General features: G+C 67.6%; 19 protein-coding genes and 2 pseudogenes. 17 read left to right on the top strand and 4 right to left on the bottom strand.

Going from position 1 to position 23,687, the window contains the following annotated elements:
• Window positions 1–22: 22 nt before the first annotated feature.
• Complete coding sequence (locus KIV56_RS08820) at window positions 23–1,180, top strand: GGDEF domain-containing protein (RefSeq protein ID WP_281535928.1); 1,158 nt, start codon at window positions 23–25, stop codon at window positions 1,178–1,180.
• 40 nt (window positions 1,181–1,220) lie between these two features.
• On the opposite strand, the gene KIV56_RS08815 is transcribed toward KIV56_RS08820, so the two are convergent.
• A complete protein-coding gene (locus tag KIV56_RS08815; protein ID WP_281535927.1) occupies window positions 1,221–1,835 on the bottom strand; it encodes a hypothetical protein in 615 nt (204 codons plus the stop codon).
• 118 nt (window positions 1,836–1,953) lie between these two features.
• Between KIV56_RS08815 and KIV56_RS08810 the strand changes: the two genes are divergently transcribed.
• Together KIV56_RS08810 and KIV56_RS08805 are read left to right on the top strand one after the other, a co-directional pair.
• On the top strand, window positions 1,954–3,408 hold the full coding sequence (locus KIV56_RS08810; RefSeq protein WP_281535926.1) for a glycosyltransferase family 2 protein: 1,455 nt from the start codon (window positions 1,954–1,956) through the stop codon (window positions 3,406–3,408).
• Complete coding sequence (locus KIV56_RS08805) at window positions 3,405–3,896, top strand: hypothetical protein (protein ID WP_281535925.1); 492 nt, start codon at window positions 3,405–3,407, stop codon at window positions 3,894–3,896. Before KIV56_RS08810 ends, KIV56_RS08805 begins: the two co-directional genes overlap by 4 nt.
• Window positions 3,897–3,950: 54 nt before the next feature.
• Here KIV56_RS08805 and KIV56_RS08800 read toward each other — a convergent pair whose 3' ends face one another.
• The 3 genes from KIV56_RS08800 to KIV56_RS08790 all read right to left on the bottom strand — a co-directional run bounded on the left by KIV56_RS08800 (window position 3,951) and on the right by KIV56_RS08790 (window position 6,291).
• Window positions 3,951–4,277 carry a winged helix-turn-helix domain-containing protein gene (locus tag KIV56_RS08800; RefSeq protein ID WP_348648516.1) on the bottom strand — a complete coding sequence of 109 codons (327 nt, stop codon included), beginning with the start codon at window positions 4,275–4,277 and terminating at the stop codon, window positions 3,951–3,953.
• Between the two features lie 38 nt (window positions 4,278–4,315).
• Window positions 4,316–5,206, bottom strand: coding sequence for a response regulator transcription factor (locus KIV56_RS08795; protein ID WP_281535924.1), 891 nt, complete (start codon window positions 5,204–5,206; stop codon window positions 4,316–4,318).
• An 86-nt stretch (window positions 5,207–5,292) separates the two neighbouring features.
• The gene (locus KIV56_RS08790; protein WP_281535923.1) at window positions 5,293–6,291 is read right to left on the bottom strand and encodes a glycoside hydrolase family 6 protein; all 999 of its coding nucleotides are present in this window, start codon (window positions 6,289–6,291) and stop codon (window positions 5,293–5,295) included.
• Window positions 6,292–6,460: 169 nt separating this feature from the next.
• Here KIV56_RS08790 and KIV56_RS08785 point away from each other — a divergent pair, with 169 nt between their 5' ends.
• The 14 genes and pseudogenes from KIV56_RS08785 (at window position 6,461) to KIV56_RS08725 (ending at window position 23,350) form a co-directional block, all read left to right on the top strand.
• Window positions 6,461–7,933, top strand: coding sequence for a malate:quinone oxidoreductase (locus tag KIV56_RS08785; RefSeq protein WP_281535922.1), 1,473 nt, complete (start codon window positions 6,461–6,463; stop codon window positions 7,931–7,933).
• 139 nt (window positions 7,934–8,072) lie between these two features.
• Window positions 8,073–9,274, top strand: a pseudogene (locus KIV56_RS08780) (Rv2578c family radical SAM protein).
• A 21-nt stretch (window positions 9,275–9,295) separates the two neighbouring features.
• Window positions 9,296–10,576, top strand: coding sequence for a sensor histidine kinase (locus tag KIV56_RS08775; protein ID WP_281535921.1), 1,281 nt, complete (start codon window positions 9,296–9,298; stop codon window positions 10,574–10,576).
• Entirely contained in the window at window positions 10,573–11,952 is a 1,380-nt protein-coding gene (locus KIV56_RS08770) for a hypothetical protein (RefSeq protein ID WP_281535920.1), read from the top strand. The genes KIV56_RS08775 and KIV56_RS08770 overlap by 4 nt, the downstream gene beginning before the upstream one ends.
• Window positions 11,953–12,006: 54 nt before the next feature.
• Window positions 12,007–12,726 carry a thymidine kinase gene (locus tag KIV56_RS08765; protein WP_281535919.1) on the top strand — a complete coding sequence of 240 codons (720 nt, stop codon included), beginning with the start codon at window positions 12,007–12,009 and terminating at the stop codon, window positions 12,724–12,726.
• Window positions 12,727–12,883: 157 nt separating this feature from the next.
• Entirely contained in the window at window positions 12,884–13,561 is a 678-nt protein-coding gene (locus KIV56_RS08760) for a response regulator (RefSeq protein WP_281535918.1), read from the top strand.
• Window positions 13,558–15,762 carry a hypothetical protein gene (locus KIV56_RS08755; protein ID WP_281535917.1) on the top strand — a complete coding sequence of 735 codons (2,205 nt, stop codon included), beginning with the start codon at window positions 13,558–13,560 and terminating at the stop codon, window positions 15,760–15,762. The genes KIV56_RS08760 and KIV56_RS08755 overlap by 4 nt, the downstream gene beginning before the upstream one ends.
• Before the next feature lie 159 nt (window positions 15,763–15,921).
• A complete protein-coding gene (locus KIV56_RS08750; RefSeq protein ID WP_281535916.1) occupies window positions 15,922–17,595 on the top strand; it encodes a GspE/PulE family protein in 1,674 nt (557 codons plus the stop codon).
• A gap of 31 nt (window positions 17,596–17,626) precedes the next feature.
• A complete protein-coding gene (locus KIV56_RS08745; RefSeq protein ID WP_281535915.1) occupies window positions 17,627–19,444 on the top strand; it encodes a PilT/PilU family type 4a pilus ATPase in 1,818 nt (605 codons plus the stop codon).
• Window positions 19,444–20,673: a type II secretion system F family protein gene (locus KIV56_RS08740; protein WP_281535914.1), complete on the top strand. Its 1,230-nt coding sequence runs from the start codon at window positions 19,444–19,446 to the stop codon at window positions 20,671–20,673. The genes KIV56_RS08745 and KIV56_RS08740 overlap by 1 nt, the downstream gene beginning before the upstream one ends.
• A gap of 134 nt (window positions 20,674–20,807) precedes the next feature.
• Window positions 20,808–21,251, top strand: coding sequence for a type II secretion system protein (locus tag KIV56_RS08735; protein WP_281535913.1), 444 nt, complete (start codon window positions 20,808–20,810; stop codon window positions 21,249–21,251).
• A gap of 108 nt (window positions 21,252–21,359) precedes the next feature.
• Window positions 21,360–21,461 (top strand): annotated as a pseudogene (locus KIV56_RS20345) (prepilin-type N-terminal cleavage/methylation domain-containing protein); the annotation flags it as partial.
• Window positions 21,462–21,494: 33 nt separating this feature from the next.
• Window positions 21,495–22,730: a type II secretion system protein gene (locus KIV56_RS08730; protein WP_281535912.1), complete on the top strand. Its 1,236-nt coding sequence runs from the start codon at window positions 21,495–21,497 to the stop codon at window positions 22,728–22,730.
• Window positions 22,727–23,350, top strand: coding sequence for a PulJ/GspJ family protein (locus KIV56_RS08725; protein WP_281535911.1), 624 nt, complete (start codon window positions 22,727–22,729; stop codon window positions 23,348–23,350). Before KIV56_RS08730 ends, KIV56_RS08725 begins: the two co-directional genes overlap by 4 nt.
• The last annotated feature ends 337 nt before the right edge of the window (window positions 23,351–23,687 follow it).

The raw sequence follows: 23,687 nt of genomic DNA, 5'->3' as shown, positions 1-23,687 counted from the left end.
ACCCGCAGAAGGGGGCCAGCACTTGGACTCAACCACGCTCTTTATCGTCAGCGCGCTCATCGTCGTGCTCTGCGGGGTGTCGTTCATCCTCAACACAGCCCTCAACCGCAATGACCCTGCGGGAAAACTCTGGAGCCTCGCCTTCATCGCGGGAATCGCCGTCGCCTTCGGCTACGGTGTGGCGATCATCGGCGCATCGAGCTGGTGGGGCCTCATTGTCGGCAACGTCGGCCTTGTCGTGGTGTCCGGTGCGTTCTGGAGCGGGTCGCGCGTCTACAACTCGCGGGAGTCCCTGCTCTGGACCGTCGGGGCAGCCGGCGCGGTCGTCGCGATCTGGACGCTCATCACGGCGCCAGGAGGAGACGCCTGGGGTGCATCAGCCGTGACCTGGGTTGCCATGGCCGCCTTCGGCGCCCTGGGCGGTTCCGAGGCGCTGCGGGGCAGGCTCGGCAGGAACATCAACGGCAGGATCCTGGGGCTGAGCCTCTGGATCGTCGCGATCTACACGTCGGCGCGAGTGGTCGCCTTCGTCGCTCTCGGCACCGATGACCGGGATTTCTCCCGGTTCTTCGGCACTGGATCCGCGTCGATCGTCAACATGTCGCTGATCGTGGTCGGTTCCATCGCCATTTCGATCCTCCGCGCGGAGAAGCTCGGCAACAACGCCGTCGGGGACTTCACCGATGGCATCCACTCTGCCGCGGGTGTGATGACATCGAGCGCCTTCGTGCAGGCCGCGACCGACCACATCGAGAGGGCAGACCGCTGGCAGCTCGGACTCGCCGTGATCGGTGCCGACATCGACAACCTCCCGGAGATCAACACCGCCTTCGGGCGCACCGCCGGTGACGCCGCCATAGCCCGATTCGCCCAGACGCTGCGGTACAGCTCGCCTGTGATGGCCCTGATCGGGCACCCCGCCGCCGGCAGCTTCCTCATTCTGGTGAGTGTCTCGTCCGCAACGGAGGCCCGGGGCATCACCGAACGCATCCAGACGGCGCTTGTCGACGAACCGGTCACGGACTCCTTTCGGATCCGCCTGACCGCGAGTTTCGCCATCGCGGACACCTTCGACCACGGCTACGAGCTCGGCGTGCTCACGTCGGCCGTGACAGAGGCCATCCGCACCCTCAAGCGCGGCGGCGGCAACGACATCACGGTCGTCTCAGAAGCCGTCTGAGGCCCGACGGACCTCGTCGCGGAATCCGCCCGGCCGGCGACTATCCGGCGGGGGTGAGTGCGACGGTGATCTCGTCGCTCGCCGTCGACTTGGCGAAGGCCGCTGAGGTCGGCGTCGACTGCACGAGGATCTCGTAGGTGAATGCCAGCGTGATGCTCGTCGCAGCGGGATCGACGGCGGGCAGGATGAACGTCTGGCTGTAGCTGTACGGCGTCTTGATCAGGTAGCCGGGTGCGATCGAGGCCTGGTCCACCGAGGCGGGCGGGGCGGTCAGCGGGCCGCTGGGGCCCTTGACCGAAGCGACGACGCTCACCCGGGAGAGGTAGACGGCCTGGCCGTCGTCCGTGCCGAGGGTTCCGATCAGCGAGAAGCTGATCGGCTTGTTCGCGGCGGGAGTCCACTCGCCGATGTTGAGCGTCGACCAGTAGTTGACGGCAAGGGTGACGTCTCCGGCCTTGAGGTTGCGGGTCGTCGAACCGGTCGCGAGATCGTTGATCACGGGAATGATCGGTGCCACCGAGAACGTCGCCGTCGGCGTGCTCGAGGAGGCGAGACCCGTCGACCAGGGTGCCTGGCCGCATCCGCTCAGACCCGCAGTGAGCAGAAGACCCAGACCAAGTGCGGGAAGCACTCGTGAGAGGGAACGAGCAGGCATGAGGACTCCCGTGGATCGTGGTTCACACCCGTTCAGGGGGCTTCGCTTGAGCTTATCTTGCGGAGACCTTGACCGGGGATGTGGCAAAAGTTGCGCTTCGGATGTCAGAGTTAGACCTGTGAACGAGAACCCCCAGAATTCCCCGTATGTCAAGGCCCAGCCCCCGGTTGACCCTTCCCTCGCGGCCTACGCGAACGATTTCACGGAAATCGTCGACGCTCTGCCCGTGTTCCGCCCGACCATCGGGTGCATCGTTCCTTCATACAACGAGGCCGACTCCATCGCGTCGGTCCTGGATTCCCTGCTCGCCCAGACCCGCCTTCCGGACGTGATCCACGTCGTCGTGAACAACACGACGGATGACACGGTCGAGATCGCCAGCCACTACGCCGGCCCGCACATGCGGATGACGGATGGCATCGAGCAGTTCACCGAGATCTTCATCCACGACATCGGGGAGAACCCCGACAAGAAGGTCGGTGCGCTCAACTACGGCTTCTCGCTCATCGAGGGTTGCGACTACCTTCTCGGCGTCGACGGAGACACCACCGCTGACCCCCGCGCCGTCTGGCACCTCGAGGCCGAAATCTCGTCCGACACCCGCGTCGGCGGAATCTCCGCCATTTACAGCATCGACGACAGCCAGATCGACGGCACGATGGGCAAGTTCCTCATTGCCGGCCAGCGCACCCAGTTCGCCGCCTTCAACATGCAGAACATGCTCCGCGGGCGCAACATGGCCGTGCTCGGCGGCCAGTTCTCGATCTTTTCGATCCGGACCCTCCAGGAGGTGATGATCGACAGCAAGCAGTCCACCCCCTGGGTGAAGGACAGCGAGGTCGAGGACTCCCTCCTCTCCCTGCAGATCAAGAGCGCCGGGTACCTGACCAAGATCAGCGCCCAGGCCCGCGCCAACGTCGGCGGCATGACGACCCTGCGCGGCCTCGACGCCCAGCAGGTCAAATGGAACTTCGGCGCCATCGAGCTGATGTGGCCCGGCCAGCGCGGCGACACCAAGGGGCAGCCCTTCCACCCCAATCTCCGGCTGCGCTGGCTCGAGAACTTCTCGATGGCCGTCAACATCATCACCCGCGGCCTGTTCATCGTGCTGCTCGCCGCGTCGCTGTCGATCAATGCCTTCGTGTTCAGCCCGATCTGGCTGATCCCGCCCCTCGTCGCCCTGATGCTCAACTTCCGCACGGCCTGGTCGATGAAGAACCGCAACGGGCGGGACTTCTTCTTTGCGCTGGCGTGGTTCCCCGCCGAGATCTACATGTGGGTGAGAATCGGACACTTCCTCAGGGCCTGGACGAAGTTCGCGAGCAACAAACAGGTCGACAACTGGGCGGAGCAGGCCAAGGCCGAGCGCGGGTCCGGCAACGCCTTCCTCTTCCCCCTCATCTTCGCGACGGCCTTCTTCGCCGCGATGGTCTTCATCTGGCTGCAGCCGCCCGTTGTCGCGCAGTCGACGGTGCTCTGGATCGGCTGGCCGATCCTCGGAGTCACCACGATCATCCAGACCCTCACCATGTTCGGCACGCTCGTCAAGCGACACCGGGGCTACCGGGTGTGATCGCTCTACTCGAAGACGGGGCGCTCGAGACGCTGCTCAACCAGGTGGGCGGTGACACCTCGCTGCGCCACCGTTTCTTGCGCGACTTCGTCGCCCTGTGGCCGAGCCGGGCCGAGCGGCTCGCCGAGTCCCTCGCCCGGCCGGACCTCGAAGAAGCGCACGTCGTCCTCCTCAGCATCCGGTCGACGAGCACGATGGTGGGAGCCGTCGTGCTCGAAGCGACCGCTGCCCTCGTGCACACTGCGCTGGCGCGCAATGACGTGCCCGGCTGCCTGCGGCACCTTCCGCGTCTCATCGAGGTCGGGGAAGCGACCTGTGCCGAACTCGCCGTGCTGGCGACCACGGCAGAAGATGCCGAGCGCACGCAGAAGGCCTGGCCGGAGCAGCAAGCGCAACAACAGGCCCACCACGGGCAGCAGTCCCATGACGGTGACCATGCGGTGCCGCCGCGCCGCTGGGAATTCCCCGCGCAACGCGCGCAACACTGACGCAGGGACGGGCCTCAGGCCCGCCCCTGCACAGCTTCGGCGGAGAGCCGAACCTCAGTCGTTTTCGGAAGCCGCCAGGCGGTAGCCGACACCGCGCACGGTCTCGAGCCACCGCGGGGTCGTGAGACTGTCGCCGAGCTTGCGGCGGAGGTTGCCCATGTGCGCCTCGACGGCGCGCTTGTCGGCCTCGTTCACGTAGTACGCGGTCACGTAGCTTTCGCCGCGCAACAGGAGCGCGAGGTCGGCCTTGCTGCGCACCCGGCGCTTGGAGTCGAGCAGAGCCGCGAGCAGGTCGAATTCGGTGCGGGTGAGGTCGAGCTCCGCCGTGCCGAGCACAGCGAGACGCATCTCCGGGCTGAGACGCAGGCCGTTGTGCTCCATCCAGTCCGCTGCATCCGGAACCGGGGCCTGCGGCTCGATCAGTGCCAGCGCGTTCGAGGGGTGGATGCCGGCGGCTGGGCCACCGGGGGAGCCGCAGGGCTCGGTGCGGGCACCCAGCCCTGCGGGGGCGCAGGCGTGTACTCGATCGGGGCCGGTGCCCAACCCGACGGCGCGACGACGTAGCCGGGTGGCGGGGCCTGCTGGTACTGCGCCGGCGGTACGGCCTGCGCGGGCGGGGCCTGCTGGTACTGGGTCGGCGGAGCCTGCTGGTACTGCGGGGCCTGAGCCTGCTGCGCCGCCTGCTGGTACGTCGTCGGCTGCGCGGCGGGCGGTTGCTGGTACTGCGGAGCCGAGGCAGCGGGCCGGTATTCGACCGGCGGCGCGGGCGCATACTCTGGCGCGGATGCGGCCTGAGCGTACTCGGCGCCGGAGTGCTCTGCGGCCGCATGCTCGGCTGGAGCGGCCGGGTAGGCCTGGGAACCGGAGTCGTCGGAGCCGTCCGCGGCTGCGGCATCCGCATAGGTCGAGGACGGTGAGACGAGGGCCTGGCGGGGGCGGCGCATCATCGCGTCGATCCGGGCGCGCAGCTCGCGCGGGCGGAACGGTTTGGTCATGTAGTCGTCGGCGCCGGCCTCGAGGCCCTGGAGGGTGTCGATTTCCTCGTCGCGCGCGGTGAGCATCACGATGTAGGTCGAGCTGAAGGCGCGAATGCGCTTCGCCGTCTCCAGGCCGTCCATGCCCGGCATACTCACGTCGAGGGTCGTAACGATCGGGTCGTACGCTCGCACCGCGCGCACGCCGTCGACACCGTTGCTCGTCGCAATCGCGTCGAAACCGGCCTGGGTCAGAACGGCCTCGAGGAGATGACGGATATCGTCGTCGTCCTCGATGATGACGGCAACGCGTCGCTCACTCTCCGTTGTTTCCATGATCTATCTCCTAGCTGGATCGGCCTGCGACCGAAATCGAACAATGAACGGTGTGCTGTCGAAGTGTGGTGCGCCGGCACCGGGGCCTACCATCCGGCGGCCCTTGTGAGCGCGAGTGCCTGGGCGTTCCACCAGTCCCCAGCGGTAGGGCCGCCGTTGCAGGTCCCGTCGCTCTCGCCCGGCTGCTTGATCCAGAGGTTGGCATCTTGGGCGCCCTGGTTCGTGACGACGGAGGGCAGGACCCCGAGGGCGCGGCCGGGGGGATTGCACCACTCCCCGTTCGAGCCCGCGCCGTTGCGGGAGGTGTCGATGACGTAGTGGGCGCCGTTGGTGAGGCTGGAGAGCTGCTGTGCGTACGCGTGCTCGGCCGCTGAGTCCATGTAATTCGAGACGTTGGTGGCGAAACCGCGCACGGATGCGATGCCGGAGCGGTTGAGCAGCCCGGCCATGGCGGACGGGGCGATCCATTCGGAGTGGCCGGCGTCGAGATAGACCGTGGCCCGCGTCGGCGCGAGGAGGTCGACGGCGGTGTGCACCTCGTGCACTCGCTCTTCGACGTTGTTGCACTGGGTGGCGAGGCTGAGCGCGTCGGGCTCGAGGATCACTACGGCCTCGCGCAGCGTCAGGCTCGTCGCGATCGCCTGAACCCAGCCGGGGTATTCGAGTACCGAGAGCCCGCCTGCGGAGAAGTTGCCGCAGTCCCGGTTGGGGATTCCGTAGACGACGAAGACGGCGGTCTTCCCTTTTTTGACCGCGGCGTCGGTGATCGTCGCGACCTCGGCACCGACCGTGTCGAGCGGATACTTTTCCGGTGTCAGCCAGATCGCCGCCGGCTGGTCGGCGAGCCGGTTCAGGGCGGTCGCTTCGGCTGAACTTGCCCCGGACCGTTCGGCTGCAGCCGCTGCGGCCTGTGATGCCGACGACGACGGGTTGACATAGAACGTCGTCGTCGCGAGCGGGTTCACGGTCTGACCTCCCGGTACCTGAAGGGCGAAGAGGCTGACAAAAGCGCCGAGGGCAAGGACGGGCAGCGCCAGGGCGATGATGCCGAGGACGAGACCTGTACGCGAGCCGGACGAATGCACGAACCTACCCTATAGGGGGGTTCGACAAATATGTTACGCAGGAGTATCGTCTGACAGTTCATTGCCCGTTTAAAGGGCTCTGCCTCGCTGCCCGAACGGGGTGATCAGCGGCAGGCGGACGCGGTCAGGCGCCCGGGCGCGCGGCGTTACACTCGAACGTGTGAATCCAATGGCGCAGGTTGATGTCGTACTCATTGGGGGCGGCGTCATGAGCGCCACTCTCGGCACCTTGATCAAACAGGTGCAGCCCGACTGGAGCATTGAGGTCTACGAGCGACTCGGCGAGGTCGCCCAGGAGAGCTCGAACCCCTGGAACAACGCGGGGACAGGACACGCCGCCCTGTGCGAGCTCAACTACATGCCCCAGGCGAAGGACGGCAGCGTCACCGCCGACAAGGCCGTGAGCATCAACGAGCAGTTCCAGATCAGCCGCCAGCTCTGGTCGTCCCTGGTCATCGACGGCGTCCTGCCCGAGCCGACGAAGTTCATCAACTCGACTCCGCACATGACGTTCGTGCACGGCAAGTCCAACGTCGAGTACCTGCGCAAACGGTTCGCGGCGCTCAAGGACCAGCCGCTGTTCCACGGGATGGAATACAGCGAGGATCCGGCTGTCATCGGCACCTGGGCCCCGCTGCTCACGAAGAACCGGCCGAAGAACCAGCGCATCGCCGCGACCCGGATCGAGTCGGGCACCGACGTCGACTTCGGAGCTCTCACCCGTTACCTCTTCGACGACCTCGCAACCAAGGGCGTCGGCGTCCACGTCAACCAGCAGGTCACCGGCGTGAAGAAGCTGACCGACGGCACCTGGCGTCTGAACCTCCGGCGTCTCGTCGGCGGGCACCCCAGCACGGTCAAGGCGCGCTTCGTGTTCGTGGGTGCCGGAGGCGGTGCGCTGGCCCTGCTGCAGCAGAGCGGCATCCCCGAGGTGCGAGGCTTCGGCGGCTTCCCGATCAGCGGCCAGTTCCTGCGCACGACCAATCCTGCGGTCGTCGCCGAGCACCAGGCGAAGGTCTACGGCAAGGCCGCCGTCGGCGCGCCGCCGATGTCGGTCCCGCACCTCGACACCCGCCACGTGGAGGGGGAGGCCTCTCTGCTCTTCGGACCCTTCGCCGGGTTCACCCCCAAGTTCCTCAAGTCGAGCACCTGGTTCGACCTCCCCTTCTCGGTACGCGGGCACAACATCGGCCCGATGCTCGCCGTCGCCCGGCACAACGTCGGCCTGATGAAGTACCTCTTCGGAGAGGTCTTCGCCTCCCGCGCCACCAAGCTCAAGGCCCTGCAGGAGTTCATGCCGACGGCGAAGATGGCCGACTGGGAGCTCATCACCGCGGGCCAGCGCGTGCAGGTCATGACGAAGGACCCGAAGGAAGGCGGCGTGCTGCAATTCGGCACCGAAGTCATCACCTCGGCCGACGGCAGCATCGCCGGCCTGCTCGGCGCGTCCCCCGGGGCGTCGACCGCGGCTCCGATCATGGTCGACCTGCTCCAGCGCTGCTTCCCCGAGGAGTACCCCGCCTGGGAGCCTCGCCTCCGAGAACTGATCCCGAGCCTCGGCACGACCCTGTCGGACGACCCGGCTCGTGCCGCAGCGTCCCTCGCCGCGACCGCGGCGACCCTGCACCTCACCAACCCCTGACGAATTCGACGGAGTTTGTGAGTTTTTTTGACGTGGGCGTGCGGTTTCGGCCCGTTCTAGACAAAATCTCCGTCGAATCGGTGAGGGCGGATGCCGCCCCACCCTTGCGCAGATATCGAACGTGTGTTCGAATGTGGGTATGCGGTGGAGCGGGCAGGAACTCACGACGGAACAGGCGGGAGCGCTTCCCGGCCTTGCCCGCCTGAACAACCTGGTGCGGAGCGTGCGCACGCCCGAGTTCGCGGGGATCACCTTCCACGAGATCCTGGCCAAGTCCGCGCTCAACCGGGTGCCCGGCCAGAGCGCCATGCCGTTCGGCTGGACGATCAACCCCTACCGGGGCTGCTCCCATGCCTGCAAATATTGTTTTGCTCGCAACACGCACACCTACCTCGACCTCGACGCGGGCAAGGACTTCGACAACGAGATCATCGTGAAGGTCAACGTCGCCGAGGTTCTCCGCAAGGAGCCTGACCAGGCCATCCTGGGAGCGCAGCGCCGTCGCACTCGGAACCAACACCGATCCGTATCAGCGCGCCGAGGGCCGCTACCGACTGATGCCGGGCGTGATCGCGGCGCTCGCCGACTCCGGCACCCCGCTGTCGATCCTGACCAAGGGCACCCTGATCCGGCGCGACCTCGACCTGCTCGTCGAGGCGAGCACGCTCGTGCCCGTCGACCTCGCCCTCTCGATCGCGATCTACGACGACGAACTGCAGTCTGCGGTCGAGCCGGGCACGCCGTCCACGGCAGCGCGCCTCGCCACCGTGACCGCGATCAGGGAGCGCGGCCTCCGCTGCTCCGTGTTCATGATGCCGATCCTGCCGTTCCTCACCGACACCCGCGCCCACCTCGACGATGCCCTCCGCCAGGCAAAGGCCGCCGGGGCCTCCGACGTGATGTACACGGCCCTGCACCTGCGGCCGGGAGTGCGCGACTGGTTCATGCAGTGGCTCGCGAGGGACCACCCCGACCTCGTGCCGCGCTACCACGAGGCTCTACGGCCGCAACGCCTACGCCCCCAAGGGCTACCGGCAATGGCTCGCCCTTCGGATCAAGCCGCTGATCCGGGCCCACGGGCTCGAGCACGGAATCGAGGACCCCGTCACCGGCGGTGTCCGCTCCCGTGCGCTCGCCCGGCCCGCCGCCGTCCCGGCATTCCCGGGCCTGCCTGCGCCGGGCGTCGGGATGCTCATCGCCGGCGAGCTCCCTCCTGAGCCTGCACCCGACCCTGTTCTGAACCCCCGCCATCCGCTGAGGTGTCGCAGATCGACGTTCAACGCTCGCGCGAACCTCGATTCGCGACCCTTCACGCAAGAAGGAGTCCGGCGGATGCGATAATCGACGGAGAACGGAGCGGCAATGACCCTAGGCCTCCCCGACCATCTGGTCGGCACCTCGGTCGGGCGTGCCCTGGCCCAGGCTGCGCACTGGTTCGGCCTCACCTGCCTGATCGGCTCCCTCGTCTCGCTCGCGGTGCTCGGGATCAGCCATCCGAGCGCTCAGATCGGCGTGAGCCTGCTCGGCATCCTCGTGATGGCGATCCTTCTCTTCCTGCTGTCCCGCCACCGCACCGCGCTCCTCTCGGTTGTCTACCTTCTCGTGGGCGCCGTCGTCACCTACGTCGTCAGCGTGACCCTGCTCGGGCTGCCCGAGCTCTTCCACAGCTCGGACGTCTTCCTCGTGTCGATGCCGAAGATGGCGCTCCTGATGGTCGGCGGCGTCGGAACGGGCGCCCTCGTCGGTGTGCTCTGGGGCACCGCCGGCTTCATCCTGGCCGAGACCGTGACCGTGCTCGCCGCCCTCGATACCGGGGTGCCGTACCACCCCGACGCATTCACGGTGTCGACGTACCTCTTCCTCGTCGGGGTGATGCTCGTGAGCGGCCTCGGCCGGCGCAGGCACCGTCCGGTCCAGCTCGCCATGCACCGTGCCCTGCAGGAGGACCAGTCCCGGCTGCTGCGGCACGAACTCGACGTGCGTGCGGTCGCCCTCAGCCAGGACACCACGCTCAACCAGCTCGTCGCGCTCGTGCACGCCCACCCCGGGCCGCTCGGTCCGCACCTGGCCGCCGGCATCCGTGAAACCGTCGACACCCTGCACGGCACCAGCTGGCTCACCGACTCCGACGAGCGGCTCTCCGGACCGGACGGCTGGCTCGACAGCGCGGTCTACTCCGCGATCGAACGCTGCCGCGACCGCGGCCTCGTCGTCGAGGTCACGGGGGAGCGCGCCGCCCTCGGCCGTCTCGACGCGGTCGCCGACCGCGAGCTCGGCCTCGCCGTGCAGCAATGCCTCATCAACGTCATCCTGCACGCCGGCATCGTCTCCGCAGAGGTCGTCATCGAATCCACCGACCACGATCTCTCCGTCATGGTGATGGATGCCGGCCGCGGCTTCACGGAATCGGAGACCGGCGCCGACCGCCTCGGCCTCCGCCAGGCGGTCCGCCGCCGGATCGAACGCCTCGGCGGCTCGGTCACGATCATGACCCGTCCTGGCGCGGGCACCTCCGTGCTCCTGACCGTGCCGGCACCCCCCGGCGACGCCGTCCAACGGCCCGGCACCGGTGCGGCAAGCGGCCCGGCATCCGATCCGTCCGGCGACAGCGCGAGCGACGCCGGGATCGGCTGGCCGCTGTGAGCCGCAGTTCCCTGACCCAGCAGCAACTCGACCCGCTCGGAGCCCTCGCCGCATGGCCGCTCGCGCCGGCGATCGCCGTGATCGTCACAGTGTCCGCGGTGGTGACCACGGTTACCCAGGCGGATCAGGCCGTGCAGGCCGGGAACGCGCCCCTGGGCTCCCTCGCGATCGTGGCCGTCACCCTCGCCGCGATCCTGCTCGTCTTCGCCTCCCGCCCGAGGAATGCGCCCTTCGGGGGCGGCGCGCACTCTGCGATCGCCGCGCTCGCCCTCGTTGCATACCTGCTCGAACAGGCCTCGCGCTGGAACCACAACGCCCTGATCCAGGACGATTTCGGCCCCGTGGCGATCGGCCTGCTCCTGCTGGGCCTCGCCCCGTACCGGCCGTGGCGACAGATCGCGGCATCCGCCGGGGTCCTCGCCGTCATCGTCGCCGCGGTCACCTGGGTGCAGGCCCCTTTCCACTCCATCGACGTGCCTCCCGTGGTGTTCGTCACCGTCGCGGTCACCCAGGTCCTCGCTCCCGCGCTCGCCGGGGCCGCTTACTCCCGTCGGCTCGTCGGCTCCCTCCTGGCCTGGCAGACGGATGCCCGCCGCGCGATCATCGAGCGCACCGAGGAGACCCGGGCACGTGTGGTCAGGGCCGTCGTCGAGCAGCAGCGCACCGAGCTCGCCGCCGGTGTGCTCCCCCTCCTCACCGAGGTGCTCGACCACGGCGAGATCACGAAGGCCGACATCGTTCGCGCGGGTGCGCTCGCCGCCGACGTGCGCAAGGCGCTCCTCCGCGAGCTCGACAAGACCTGGCTCGACGCGGCCGTAGCCAGGGAGCGCGCGGCACTCCTGGCCCGCGGCATCACCCCGCTGCTCGTCGTCGCCGATCCCGACCGCCGCGCCGCCGCATTCCACACCGACCAGCGCGCCGCGACCGCAGCGCTGCTCGGCGCGCTCTGCGCGGCGAAAGGCTTCGACCCCTGCAGCCTCGTCGTGCAGGTCACCGCGGGCGACGAGTTCCGGGGCACCGGGTCCCCGCGGCCCGCCCTGACCAGATCCCCGCTCACCACGACGTCCGAGATCCCGCTGAGCACCTCCCCGCTCCGCACGATCCCCGACCGCGGGCCCCGGCGCGAGACCGCCCCGGGTGCCGGGGCCCCGGCATCCGCCCCCCGCCTCGACCAGGTCACGATCCAGGTTGGCATCGACCTCCCCGCCCGGGCCGTGCGCGCCCTGCTGCGGCCGTACCTCGGCGTCCTGCACGTGGTGTTCGGGCGGGTACGCGTCTCCACGAGCCGGGCGTCCGGCCGTCGTCCGCTCGTAACCCTCGAGTTCGACGCGGAACACGGCCCCGAACGCCGACGCCTCGCACGCCCAGTACGCTGAACTGACCCGGGGCAGACGAACGCGCCGGGTGGCGCAGAGGGGGATTCCAGTACCGTGGCAAAACTGTACTTTCGCTATGGAGCGATGAACAGCGGCAAGAGCACGTCCATGCTCCAGGCCGCATACAACTACGAGGAGCGCGGTCATCGCGTGCTGCTTGCCAAGCCGTCTGTCGACACCAAGGGTGATCGGGGCATCCTCTCGCGCCTCGGCGTGACACGCGGCGTCGACTTCCTGCTCACCCCCGAGACGGATGCGTACGCCCTCTTCCAGGAGCACCGCGCGCAGGTCGTCGCCCGCGACGGGCTCGACGTCAGCGCCCTGCTCGTCGACGAGGCGCAGTTCCTCACCGAGGCCCAGGTCGACGACCTGCTCCGGATCGCGATCCTCGAGAACATCCCCGTCCTGGCGTACGGGATCCGTACCGACTTCCAGACGGTCGCGTTCCCCGGCAGCCGCCGCCTGCTCGAAATCGCGCACAGCCTCGAAGAGCTCAAGACCATCTGCCGGTGCGGGCGCAAGGCCGTGTTCAACGGCCGCAAGATCGACGGGCGCTTCGTCTTCGACGGTGACCAGGTCGCGATCGACGGGGCCTTCGTCACCTATGAGTCCCTGTGCGGCTCCTGCTATCTGGAGGAGAGTGGCGGACGGCTCGGCCATCGGGCCATGAACGCGGGGAGGGGGCGCCCGGCCGGCTCCCCAGAAGACGTCGTCCCTGGCGAGACCGCGAGCGCCCCACATGCCCCCCGGCGCGTTCCCCCGGTTTCACCATAGGACCAGCACATCGTCTTCGAAAAGCCGTCATTTCCGATGGCACCCGAACGGGCGCGGCGGCAATAGGAATACCCCCGGCAGCAGGTTCAGGCTCCGCCGGTCTACAGCACCGCCCCGTAGTACCGTTCAGTACCGCGCCGCCGTTGCCGCCACCAGTATGGCCTACCCGAAGGTTCTCGTGCCCACCTACCGTATTGCCCTGATCGACGATCATGAGATCGTCGCGCGCGGTTTCGCCGCCCTGTTTTCGACGATCCCCGAGATCCAGGTCGTCGCGACGGTCGCGACCGTGACCGAACTGCTCGAATCGACCGCGCAGACGAGCCACCCGGTCGACCTGGTGATCCTCGACCTGCGGCTGTCCGACGACTCCGCTGTCGGGGATAACGTCGACCGGCTACGGGCCGCGGGCTCCGCCGTCCTGGCCTTCACAGCGGGCGATGACGCGCTGCTGATGCGCACGGCCGCCCGCAGCGGGGTGCTCGGCGTGGTGCGCAAGTCCGAACCGACCGCGGTGCTGCTCGACGCTGTGATCCGCGCAGCCTCGGGGGAACCGATCCCTTCGACCGAGTGGGCGGCTGCCCTCGACGGCGACCCCGAGCTCAACGACGCCGGGCTCAGCCCGCGGGAACGCGAGGTGCTCTCCCTCTACGCGGCCGGCGCGAAGGCCCCGCTCGTCGCCGCCCGCACCGGCCTCGCCGAGGCGACCGTGATCGACTACATCCGGCGGGTGCGCTCGAAGTACCAGCGCGTCGGGCGCCCGGCCAACACGAAGATCGACCTGTACAAGCGGGCCCTCGAAGACGGCATCCTGCCGGTCCCCGGCCAGTCGTGAGGCGAACCCGGCGCCCGCTCGCCGGCCTGACCGCCGCCGAGCGCCTCGCCCGGGTGCTCTACACGTCGATCGGTCCGACCGCGGTCGTGTTCTGCCTCCTCAGCTACGGCTCTTTTCTCGCCCAGCTGTGGTCGCCGCATCCGCTGGGAGCAGGTCTGGCCTGGGCCCTCGCCTTCGGGCTGCCCGTCACGCTCGGGGTGCTGTCCCGACGGGCGTCGCTGCGGCTGCTGCGCCGGATCGCGCTCGCCGAGGGGGTCGTGTTCCTCGTGATCCTGGTGTTCTGGCTGTCATTCCGGGCCACGCCGCTCCCGGCCGGCGCGGACATCCCCTGGGCCCTGACCTTCACCGGGGTGCCCGTCCTGGCCGTCGGAGTCGCCACCCGCGACCGCGTCGGTTGGGCCTACCTCATCGTTGCGTGCACCCTCAGCGGACTTGTCCGCGCCGCGACCTCGACGGATTCCCTGCCGATCCTCGTCGGACTCGAAGACGCCGCATACTCGATTCTTCTCGTCGGCGTCTTCCTCGGCCTGATGATGGCGGCCCGCCGCAATGCCGTCCGGGTCGACGCTGTGACTGTCGCCACCCGGGCGGAGATCGCCGCCGCCGCCGCGGGAGTGGCCCGCAGCCGCGAGCGAGTGGCGATCGACGCGCTCGTGCACGACAGCGTCATCTCCACCCTGCTGATGGCCGGCCGCGGCGGCATCCCGGCCGGCGTCCTCGCCGAGCAGGCCGCCACGACCCTGGTGCGCCTCGACGCAGTCAGGGAGCGGGCGTCCGGGCAGCGCGTAACCGGCCCCGAGCTGACCCGCCGGCTCGACACCCTCACCGCCCAGATCACCCCCGATGCGGTCGTGCGCTCCGACCTCGACGACCGCTTCGGCGTGACGGCCGCAGCAGCGACGGCCCTGCTCGGCGCCGTCGGCGAGGCCCTGCGCAACTCCCGGGTCGCAGCCGGGGTCGGCCTCGCCCGGTCGGTGTCCCGCAGCGTCACCGCGCGGATGCTGGGCACCGGCATCCGCATCACGGTCCGAGACGACGGGGTCGGCTTCGATCCCGCCGGCGTCCCGGCTGAGCGCCTCGGCATCGCCCGCAGCATCATCGACCGGATGCGCCGGGTGCCGGGAGGGGCGGCTACGGTCTGGTCGCGGCCGGGCGCCGGCGCCGAGGTCGTGGTCTCCTGGACGCCGGAGGCCACGACCCAGGCCCTGCCGGTCGCCCCGGGAGCCCAGGCGACGCCCGCGCCCATCCCCCTGCTCGTGACCCTGCCACGCAGCCTCGCCCTCGTCCTCCTCGCCGTCTTCGCCGCCGTGCACCTTCTGCTCGCCTTCGGAGACCCCGGGCCCGTTGACACCCGGCCCCTCACGGCGTTCGGCCTGCTCCTGATCGTCGTCGCCGCAATGTGGCTCCTGGTCGTCGTCCCCGACCCGATTCCCCCGTGGGCTCCCCTCACGGTGATCCTGATCGCCACCGCCGGGGCCGCGCTCGCCTCGGCCGCCGTCGCCCCGGCATCCGCCCAACCGTTCGCGCACTGGGCGTTCGGCGCGGTCACCCTTCTGCTCGTCCTGCTCGCCACCCGCGGGCGGCCCGGTCCGGCCTGGGCCGGCTATGGCCTGCTCGTCGCGGTCGGGCTCGGCTGGGCGCTGCTGAACGGCCTGGGCGTCGCCGACGGCCTCACCCTCGTCGTGCGTCACGCCGCCACCCTGCTCGCCGGCGCGGTCTTCGCCGTCGGGCTCACCCGTTCGACCCGCACCCTCGCCGTGCTCAACCGGGAGCGCGCGGTGTCGATCGCGGCCACCGCGAGCGACGTGGCCGCCCTCACCGAACGGGAAACGGAACTCGCCCGGGTCAACGGCCTCGCCCGGCCTGCCCTGGAGCGCCTCGCGGGCGGGGAGGACCTCGACCCGCCGCTCCGCACCGAGTGCCTCATCGTCGAGGCCACCCTGCGCGACGCCATCCGGGCCAGGACGCTCTTCGTCGAGCCCGTGATCACCGCCGCCCGTACTGCCCGGCTCCGCGGCGTCGACGTCACCCTGCTCGACGACTCCGGTGGCAGGCCCCCGAGGCGCTCGCCGAGGTCGCGCGCATCATCGCGGGGCAGCTCGATCTGCTCGACTCCGGTCGCCTCACCGCACGGCTGCTCCCGCCCGGCCGCGACGACGTCGCCTCCCTCGTCATCGACTCCACAGGCACCCGGATGCTGACGGTTTCGCCAGTCGGAGAGCTCCGCACCCCCTGATCGTGGGTCTGTCCCAGACCCGATCCCGGGGTTAGCGTTGGGCGTTACCAACTTTCCCGGGCGTGGAACGATTTGCTGCGTGCGCTCGCGGTTCTCTGCAGCCTGTCCAGCGGGGGAGGATCGCGTGGCTTCACTGACCGAGATTCTCATCCTGCACGGACTGCTGCCGATCGAGGACCTCGACACCCTGATGGCCGGCGATCCCGCCGACGAGAGTGCCGTGCGCGCGCTCGTCGACTCCGGCGTGATCACCGAGGCCCAGTTCGCCCGTGCCCGCGCCGAGCAGGCCGGCCTCGCCTTCATCGAACTCATCGACTACCCCGTCGACCCGCTCGCGGTGGCCCTCGTCACGCCCGCCATGTGTCGCCGCCACGGTGTGCTGCCGATCACCGTCGAGGGCGGCCGCCTCGTGCTCGCCATGGTCGACCCCGGCAACGTGTTCGCGATCGACGACGTGCGCGAGTCCGCGCGGATGCGGGTCATCCCCGTCGTCGCCGAGAAGAACGACCTGCTCGCCGCGATCGCCCGCTACCACCGCGCCGACGACGAGCTCAGCAACCTCACCACCACCATGGAGGACGAGCAGGCCACCGTCGAAGCCGCATCGGCGTTCGGCGTCTCCGACTCCCTCGACGACGACGCCCCGATCGTGCGCTTCGTCAACCTCCTCGTCAGCCAGGCCATCCAGGACAAGGCGTCGGACATCCACATCGAGCCCGCCGAACACAACCTGCGGGTGCGGTACCGCATCGACGGGGTGCTGCACGAGATGCAGCGGGCGCCGAAGAGCATCCAGAATGGCGTCATCTCGCGCCTGAAGATCATGAGCGACATCGACATCGCCGAGCGTCGGAAGCCCCAGGACGGCCGGATGTCGGTCAGCCACGCCGGCCGCCAGATCGACCTCCGCGTCGCGACCCTGCCCACGGTCTGGGGCGAGAAGATCGTCATGCGAATCCTCGACAACTCCTCGACGACGATGGACCTGCACGACCTGAACCTGCTCGAGCACAACTACGAGGCCTACAAGAAGTCGTACACCAAGCCATACGGGATGATCCTGGTCACGGGCCCGACAGGGTCGGGCAAGTCGACCACCCTGTACACCACGCTCAACTCGGTCGCCCGCCCGGAGATCAACGTGATCACGGTCGAGGACCCGGTCGAGTACAGGATGAAGGACATCAACCAGGTGCAGGTGAACCCCAAGGCGGGGCTCACCTTCGCGAGCGCGCTGCGGTCCATCCTCCGCAGCGACCCCGACGTCGTGCTCCTCGGCGAGATCCGCGACCACGAGACCGCGCAGATTGCCATCGAGGCCTCGCTGACCGGCCACCTCGTGCTCTCGACCCTGCACACCAACGACGCACCGAGCGCGATCACCCGCCTGACCGAGATGGGCATCGAGCCCTTCCTCGTCGGCTCCGCCCTCGACTGCGTCGTCGCCCAGCGCCTCGCGCGCCGCCTCTGCGACCGCTGTAAGGCTCCCGCCGAGGTCACCGTCGAGCGCCTGAACCAACTGCGCTTCGGCTACGACCCGACCCGGCCGCTGCCGGTGCTCTACCAGCCGATCGGCTGCCAGAACTGCTCGAAGACCGGTTACCGAGGCCGGCTCGCCGTGCACGAGGTCATGACCGTCTCCGAGAACATCGAACGGCTCGCCGTCGACCGCGCCTCGAGCGCGGACATCGGCCGGGCCGCCCGACTGGAGGGAATGATCTCCCTCCGTGACGACGGCTGGGAGAAGGTCCGCATGGGCCTGACCTCGATCGAAGAGATCCTGCGAGTTGTTGCATAGCGCTCGTCGCATGCCGAAAGGAAAGAAACGCATGGACAAGCCCATCTATGAAATCCCTGCCGTCGAGCCCGAGTCCGCCGTGTCCTGGTGGGATCAGATCGCTGCGAGCCCCGGCGAACTCACCGAGGCCGAACTGGCCGCCCAGGAACGCGCCGCGCTCCTGAAGGCCGCAATCGAGAAGGCAGCCGCCGTGCGCGCGAGTGCCAACCCCGACGAGACCGGCGGGCACGGCTTCGAGCGCCGGAGCTCACGTCGCGCCGAGACCATGTATCCCCAGGGCGACCCCGCCACAGCCCCGGCGGCCCCGTCCTTCGCGAACACCTGGGACGTCCGGGCGCCCGAGCCGGCTCGCACGATCGCGCCGGCGGACGCCGACCTCGTCGACGCAGACCTCGCCCCGGGCGACGCCGAGCCGCCCCGCTCGGCGACCCGGGTGTACCCCACGGAGTTGTACCCCGCACATCCGCACGCCGACCCCTCGACCTTCGACGCTGCCACGGGCGACTTCGCGCCGCCGGCGACGCTCCCGTTCGACGTCACGCCGTCGGGAACGGATGCCTACCCCACCGAAGCCTTCGACGTCGCGTCGGGCGCCCGCCAGGCCGGGTCCGGCCGCAGGGCCGCGATCCAGGCCGAACCCCAGGGGTCGCCCGAGATGGCGCGTGGCCACGCCCCCGTGCACATCGGCCCCGACGGCCGCCCCGCCGACCAGGACCTGATCGACGCCCTCCACCTCGTGCTTGAGCTCGAGGCATCCGACCTGCACATCACCGTCGGCGCCCCGCCCACGATCCGCATTGACGGCGCCCTGCGCCCGATCGAGGGCCTGCCCGTCTGGCTGCCCGAAAAGGTCCGGACGGCCCTGCACAGCATCATCTCGCCCGCCGACCTCGAACGCTTCGAGGACGACCGCGAGCTCGACTTCGCCTACACCGCCGCGGGCGCCCGCTTCCGGGTGAACTTCTACCACCAGCGCAACTCGATCGGTGCGGCGTTCCGGCTCATCCCGCGCGAGATCAAGCCGCTCAGGGAACTCGGCGTGCCCGAGTCCGTCGGCCGGTTCTCGCTGCTGCCCCGCGGCCTCGTCCTGGTCACCGGGCCCACCGGTTCCGGTAAGTCCACGACCCTCGCCGCGATGGTCGACCTCGCCAACAGCACGAGGCCCGACCACATCGTCACGGTCGAGGACCCGATCGAGTTCCTGCACAAGCACAAGAAGTCGCTCGTCAACCAGCGCGAGGTCGGCCACGACACGAAGAGCTTCGCCGCTGCACTCAAGCACGTGCTGCGCCAGGACCCCGACATCATCCTGATCGGCGAGCTCCGCGACCTCGAGACCATCTCGGTGGCCCTGACCGCAGCTGAAACCGGCCACCTCGTCTTCGCGACCCTGCACACCCAGGATGCCGCCCAGACGATCGACCGCATGATCGACGTGTTCCCGCCGCACCAGCAGGGCCAGATCCGTACCCAGCTCGCGGCGACCCTCCGCGGAGTGGTCTGCCAGACCCTCGTCAAACGGGCCAACCAGAAGGGCCGCGTGGTCGCGACCGAGATCCTCGTCACGACGCCGGCCATCGCCAACCTCATCCGCGAGGGCAAGACCCACCAGATCACCTCGATGATGCAGGCCGGCGGCGCCGAGGGCATGCACACCATGGACCAGCACCTCGCCGACCTCGTCGACTCCGGCCAGATCACGCGCCAGGCGGCGATCGACAAGGCCCACGACGTGGAGAGCCTGCAGCAGCTGATCAAGCGCGCCGACACCACGATGGAGGCGTCTTCCCGCACCATGGGCAGCGGTGGCGTCGACTACGGCGACACCTACTCCATCCCGCAGCGCTGATGTCGACTGCGCAAGCCTGGGCCTACGTCGGCCGCGACAACAACGGCAAGACCGTCAAGGGCAAACTGGATGCCTCGAGTGAGTCTGCCGTAGCCAATCGCCTCGGAACCATGGGCATTTCGCCCATCTCGATCAAGGAATCGGCGGACGGCACCGGCCTCAACCGCGAGATCTCGATCCCCGGCTTCACCAAGGGCGTCGGGCTCAAGGACCTCGCAATCATGAGTCGCCAGATGGCGACCATGATCGGATCCGGCCTGTCGCTGCTGCGCACGCTCAACATCCTCGCTGAGCAGACGGAAAACAAGCCGCTCGCGAAGATCCTTGGGCAGGTGCGCGACGATGTCGAGACCGGTGTGTCGGTCTCTGAGTCCTTGGCGAAACATGGCCGGGAGTTTCCCCCGATCATGATCAACATGGTGCGGGCGGGGGAGACCGGTGGTTTCCTCGACCGCGCCCTCGAATCGATCGCAGCGAACTTCGAGAAGGAGGTCAAGCTGCGAGGGACCATCAAGTCGGCGCTGACCTATCCTGTGATCGTGCTCATCATGTCGCTCGTCTCCGTGTTGATCATGCTGATCTTCATCGTGCCGATCTTCGAGGACATGTTCAAAGGACTCGGCAGCGGGCTCCCGGTGCCGACGATGGTCCTGGTCAATATCTCGCATTCGATGATCTATGTCGTTCCCGTTATCGTCGTCACGGGGATTGCATTCAGCATCTGGTGGAATCGGAACAAGAACACGGAGCGCGTCCGCAAGGTCGTCGACCCATTGAAGCTCAGGCTGCCCGTGTTCGGGAATTTGATTAGAAAGATCGCCGTCGCCCGTTTCAGCCGGAATTTCGCCAACATGATCGGCGCCGGTGTGCCCATCCTTCAGTCGCTCAAGATCGTCGGCGAGACATCGGGCAACTGGGTGATCGAGGACGCTTTGACCAAGGTGGCAGAGTCGGTGCGTCAGGGCCAGTCCATTTCCGCTCCCTTGCTGGCCCAGCCCGTCTTTCCCCCGATGGTCACCCAGATGATCGCGGTCGGCGAGGACGCCGGCTCGCTGGAGACCATGCTCAACAAGATCGCGGACTTCTACGACCAGGAGGTCGAGTCGTCCACCGAGCAGCTCACGGCGGCGATCGAGCCACTCATGATCGCATTCCTGGGCGTCATCATCGGCGGAATGGTCATCGCGCTATACATGCCGATCTTCAGCATCGCGAGCGTCATCAAGTAGCCGACGTAGAGGCTTGCCCTCCTTCTGGGGGTGCGATTGGATGCAATACCCCTCATTCATGGGTCGCCGCTGAAAAAGCACTGCAAATACTCTTAGAGTCCGATCGGGCCCGATGGCCGGTTCCTAGCCCTCAAATGAAATGGATCTCACCGTGGTCACTCGTGCGCTCGCCGCCCTTTAACCTCCGTCGCAAGAACCTCAACGAGAACGAAAAGGGCTTCACCCTGATCGAGCTTCTCGTCGTCGTCATCATCATCGGCATCCTCGCCGCTATCGCAATCCCGGTGTACCTGGGTATCCAGAACAACGCCAAGGATGCAGCGGTCAAGTCTGACCTGACAAACGCCAAGATCGCGGTCATCGCATATCAGACTGCCAACGGTGGCTTGCCCGCAACCATTGACGCCACTTTGGTCACCTATGGCTACACATTCAGCACCGATAACACAACGTCCATTGCTTGGAAGGGCACCGTGGCGGCAACTGCTACAACCTTCTGCATCGACGGTGTTGGCAAGACCGGCAACAAGTTCAGCGTCAAGGACTCCGGGGCAGTCGTCAGCGGGGCGTGTGCCTAGGCCCTAGTCCTCGTCGTCCTGAATGCTGGTCGGTATGCCATCCATGGCGCCGGCCAGCATTCATGTTCATTGCTGTCGTCGTGAGTCTGTTCTGTATGGAGGTGAACCGTGAGAGCGTTCCGATCTGAACCGATCCGCCTTTCGGACACGTCCGGCCTGTCCTTGGTCGAGGTCATGGTCGCAATGATGGTGTTTGCCATCATCGCTGTCGGAGTTGCATTCTCGCTAACTCTCGCACTTGCAATGGGAAACGACGCGCGAGCGCGCGAGGTGGCGACTAACCTCGCCGCGCAGGAGCTCGACCTCAATCGAGCAGCCGCCGACGTGTTCTCCCTGCTCGATTCGGACAGGGATTACCTAGTCAACGGCACTACGTTTCACGTGCATCGGGACGCGAGCTGGATCACCAGCACCGGCGTCGACGCGAACTGTGGTTCCGGCGGCGGACAGCTTCAGTACAAGCGCCTGAACGTGAGCGTCACCTGGGACGGAATGCGGTCGACGACAGTCCCTGTCAAGTCAGACACTGTCGTCGCTCCAGGGAACAAGATCAACGACCCGACTCTGGGCACGATCCTGGTCTCGGTCCTCGCAGCATCCGGCACCGGCAGCGCCGGCGTGACGGTTACCGCGACTCCGTCGACACCGGCCAATGGGGCGGTCGCAATCACGGATGTTCCGGACCCGACGGACGCACAGGGCTGCAGCTATGTGCTCAAGGTCGTACCCGGCAACTACGACGTCAAGATTTCCCGTGCGAACTCGATCGACGTCAACCAAGGGACAACATCGACCACGACAGTGGGTGTTGCCGCTGGGGCTGCGGCCTCCGTCGCCTTCCAATATGACCTGGCAGGAACGTTCTCAGCTAAATATGCGGCTAACTACACCTCCGGCTCGACCTTGATTCCCAACAACCTCGACACGACCGTCCGCAGCACCTACGGTGTTTACACGACAACCGCGACGACGAATGCCCTGTCCCGAGTGATCTCGCTGCATCCGTTCACGTCGGGTTACGAACCTATCGCCGGCAAGTACGTTGCACCTGCCGGGACTGCCCCGAGCTGTCTATCGGTCGACCCGGCGAGGTGGACGACCGCTGCCGCGGATGGGGCAGTCGGCCACACCCCGGCGGCCGTTTCCGCACTACCTGGCGGTCCCGCCGTCGACCTGCCGGTACCGATGGGCGTGCTGACGGTGACCGGCCTCTCCGGTAAATACCTCAAAGCTGTCTCCCAGGCGACGGCGCCACTCACTGGCGACCCCGGGTGCACCGTCACGATGACCTACACATTCGGCGCCTTGGGTTCCGGAAACCAACAGATCGGGCTGCCCTATGGTTCATGGCTCTTCTACTGGGGTACGTCCACGACCCAGACCACACTGGTGCCGGCGACTAGCCTCGCCGTACTCAACCGGGGCGTCGTCGCCGCAACTGGCGTCGTAACCCTTGACCCGCGAACGGTCCTCCCATGATCAGGCTGGGGCGCCTTGCGCGGCGCAGGAAGCGGACGAGCACCGATTCTGGTTTGGGTCTCACCGAACTCGTGGTCGCGATGGCTCTTCTTGGGATCATTGCGGCGATTGTCTTCGGGCTGTACCTAAGCGCCACCCGGACCATATCGCAGGCAAGGAGTCTCTTGAGCAACACCCGCGAAGCGTCCAACGGCATGAACGAGATTTCTCGGGTGATCAGGGCCGCGACCGAGAACCCTGTATCGGGTGTCGCAGTCAACGATCCGGCCTTCACCTCAACCGCAGCCGCTCCGATCACGGGGGAGTCCGTTACCCTCTATGCCTATGTGAATCTGACTTCTTCGAGCCAGCAACCGGTCAAGATTCGCCTGGCCCTCGACTCCAGTCGACGGCTGGTCGAAACGGTTTGGCCCGCCACCGTGCTCAGCCCGGGATTCTATGGTTTCACCAGCACGGTACCGACGTCAACGAGAATCATGGCAGGCACCGTGGCGCCGCAAGCGGCTAGTGGCCCTTCCCTCTTCACATACCTCCTGTCGGACGGCAGCGTACTTCCCCCTACCGGCGACTGGCACCTTCACAGCGGCACAGCTGCATACGATCGCGGCTGTCTCAGTTAATCTGACGCTCCAGGCGAGTGCCACAGATGCGCAATCGGCGGTAACGCTTCAGAACACAGTGGGAATGCCGAACCTGCCGCTGACTAGAACGGGACCGTAATGGAGATTCGGACAAAGCCGAGCCGTTCCCCGCACCGTGATGATGCCGGGGTTGCGATGGTGATGGTGTTGGGCGTTGGAATGGTGCTTCTTCTCTTGGTCGCAACAGCAATGAGTTTCTCCGTGAGCGGCGTCGTCAAGGCTAATACTGACCAGAACTGGAACGGCGCGATGTCCGCTGCCTACGCTGGCGTCGCCGAATATGAGAGCAGGCTCGCCAACAACAACGCGTACGTGC

The organism is Cryobacterium breve (assembly GCF_027594785.1).
Lineage (GTDB): Bacteria > Actinomycetota > Actinomycetes > Actinomycetales > Microbacteriaceae > Cryobacterium > Cryobacterium breve_A.
This window is presented reverse-complemented; position numbering and strand designations above follow the sequence as displayed.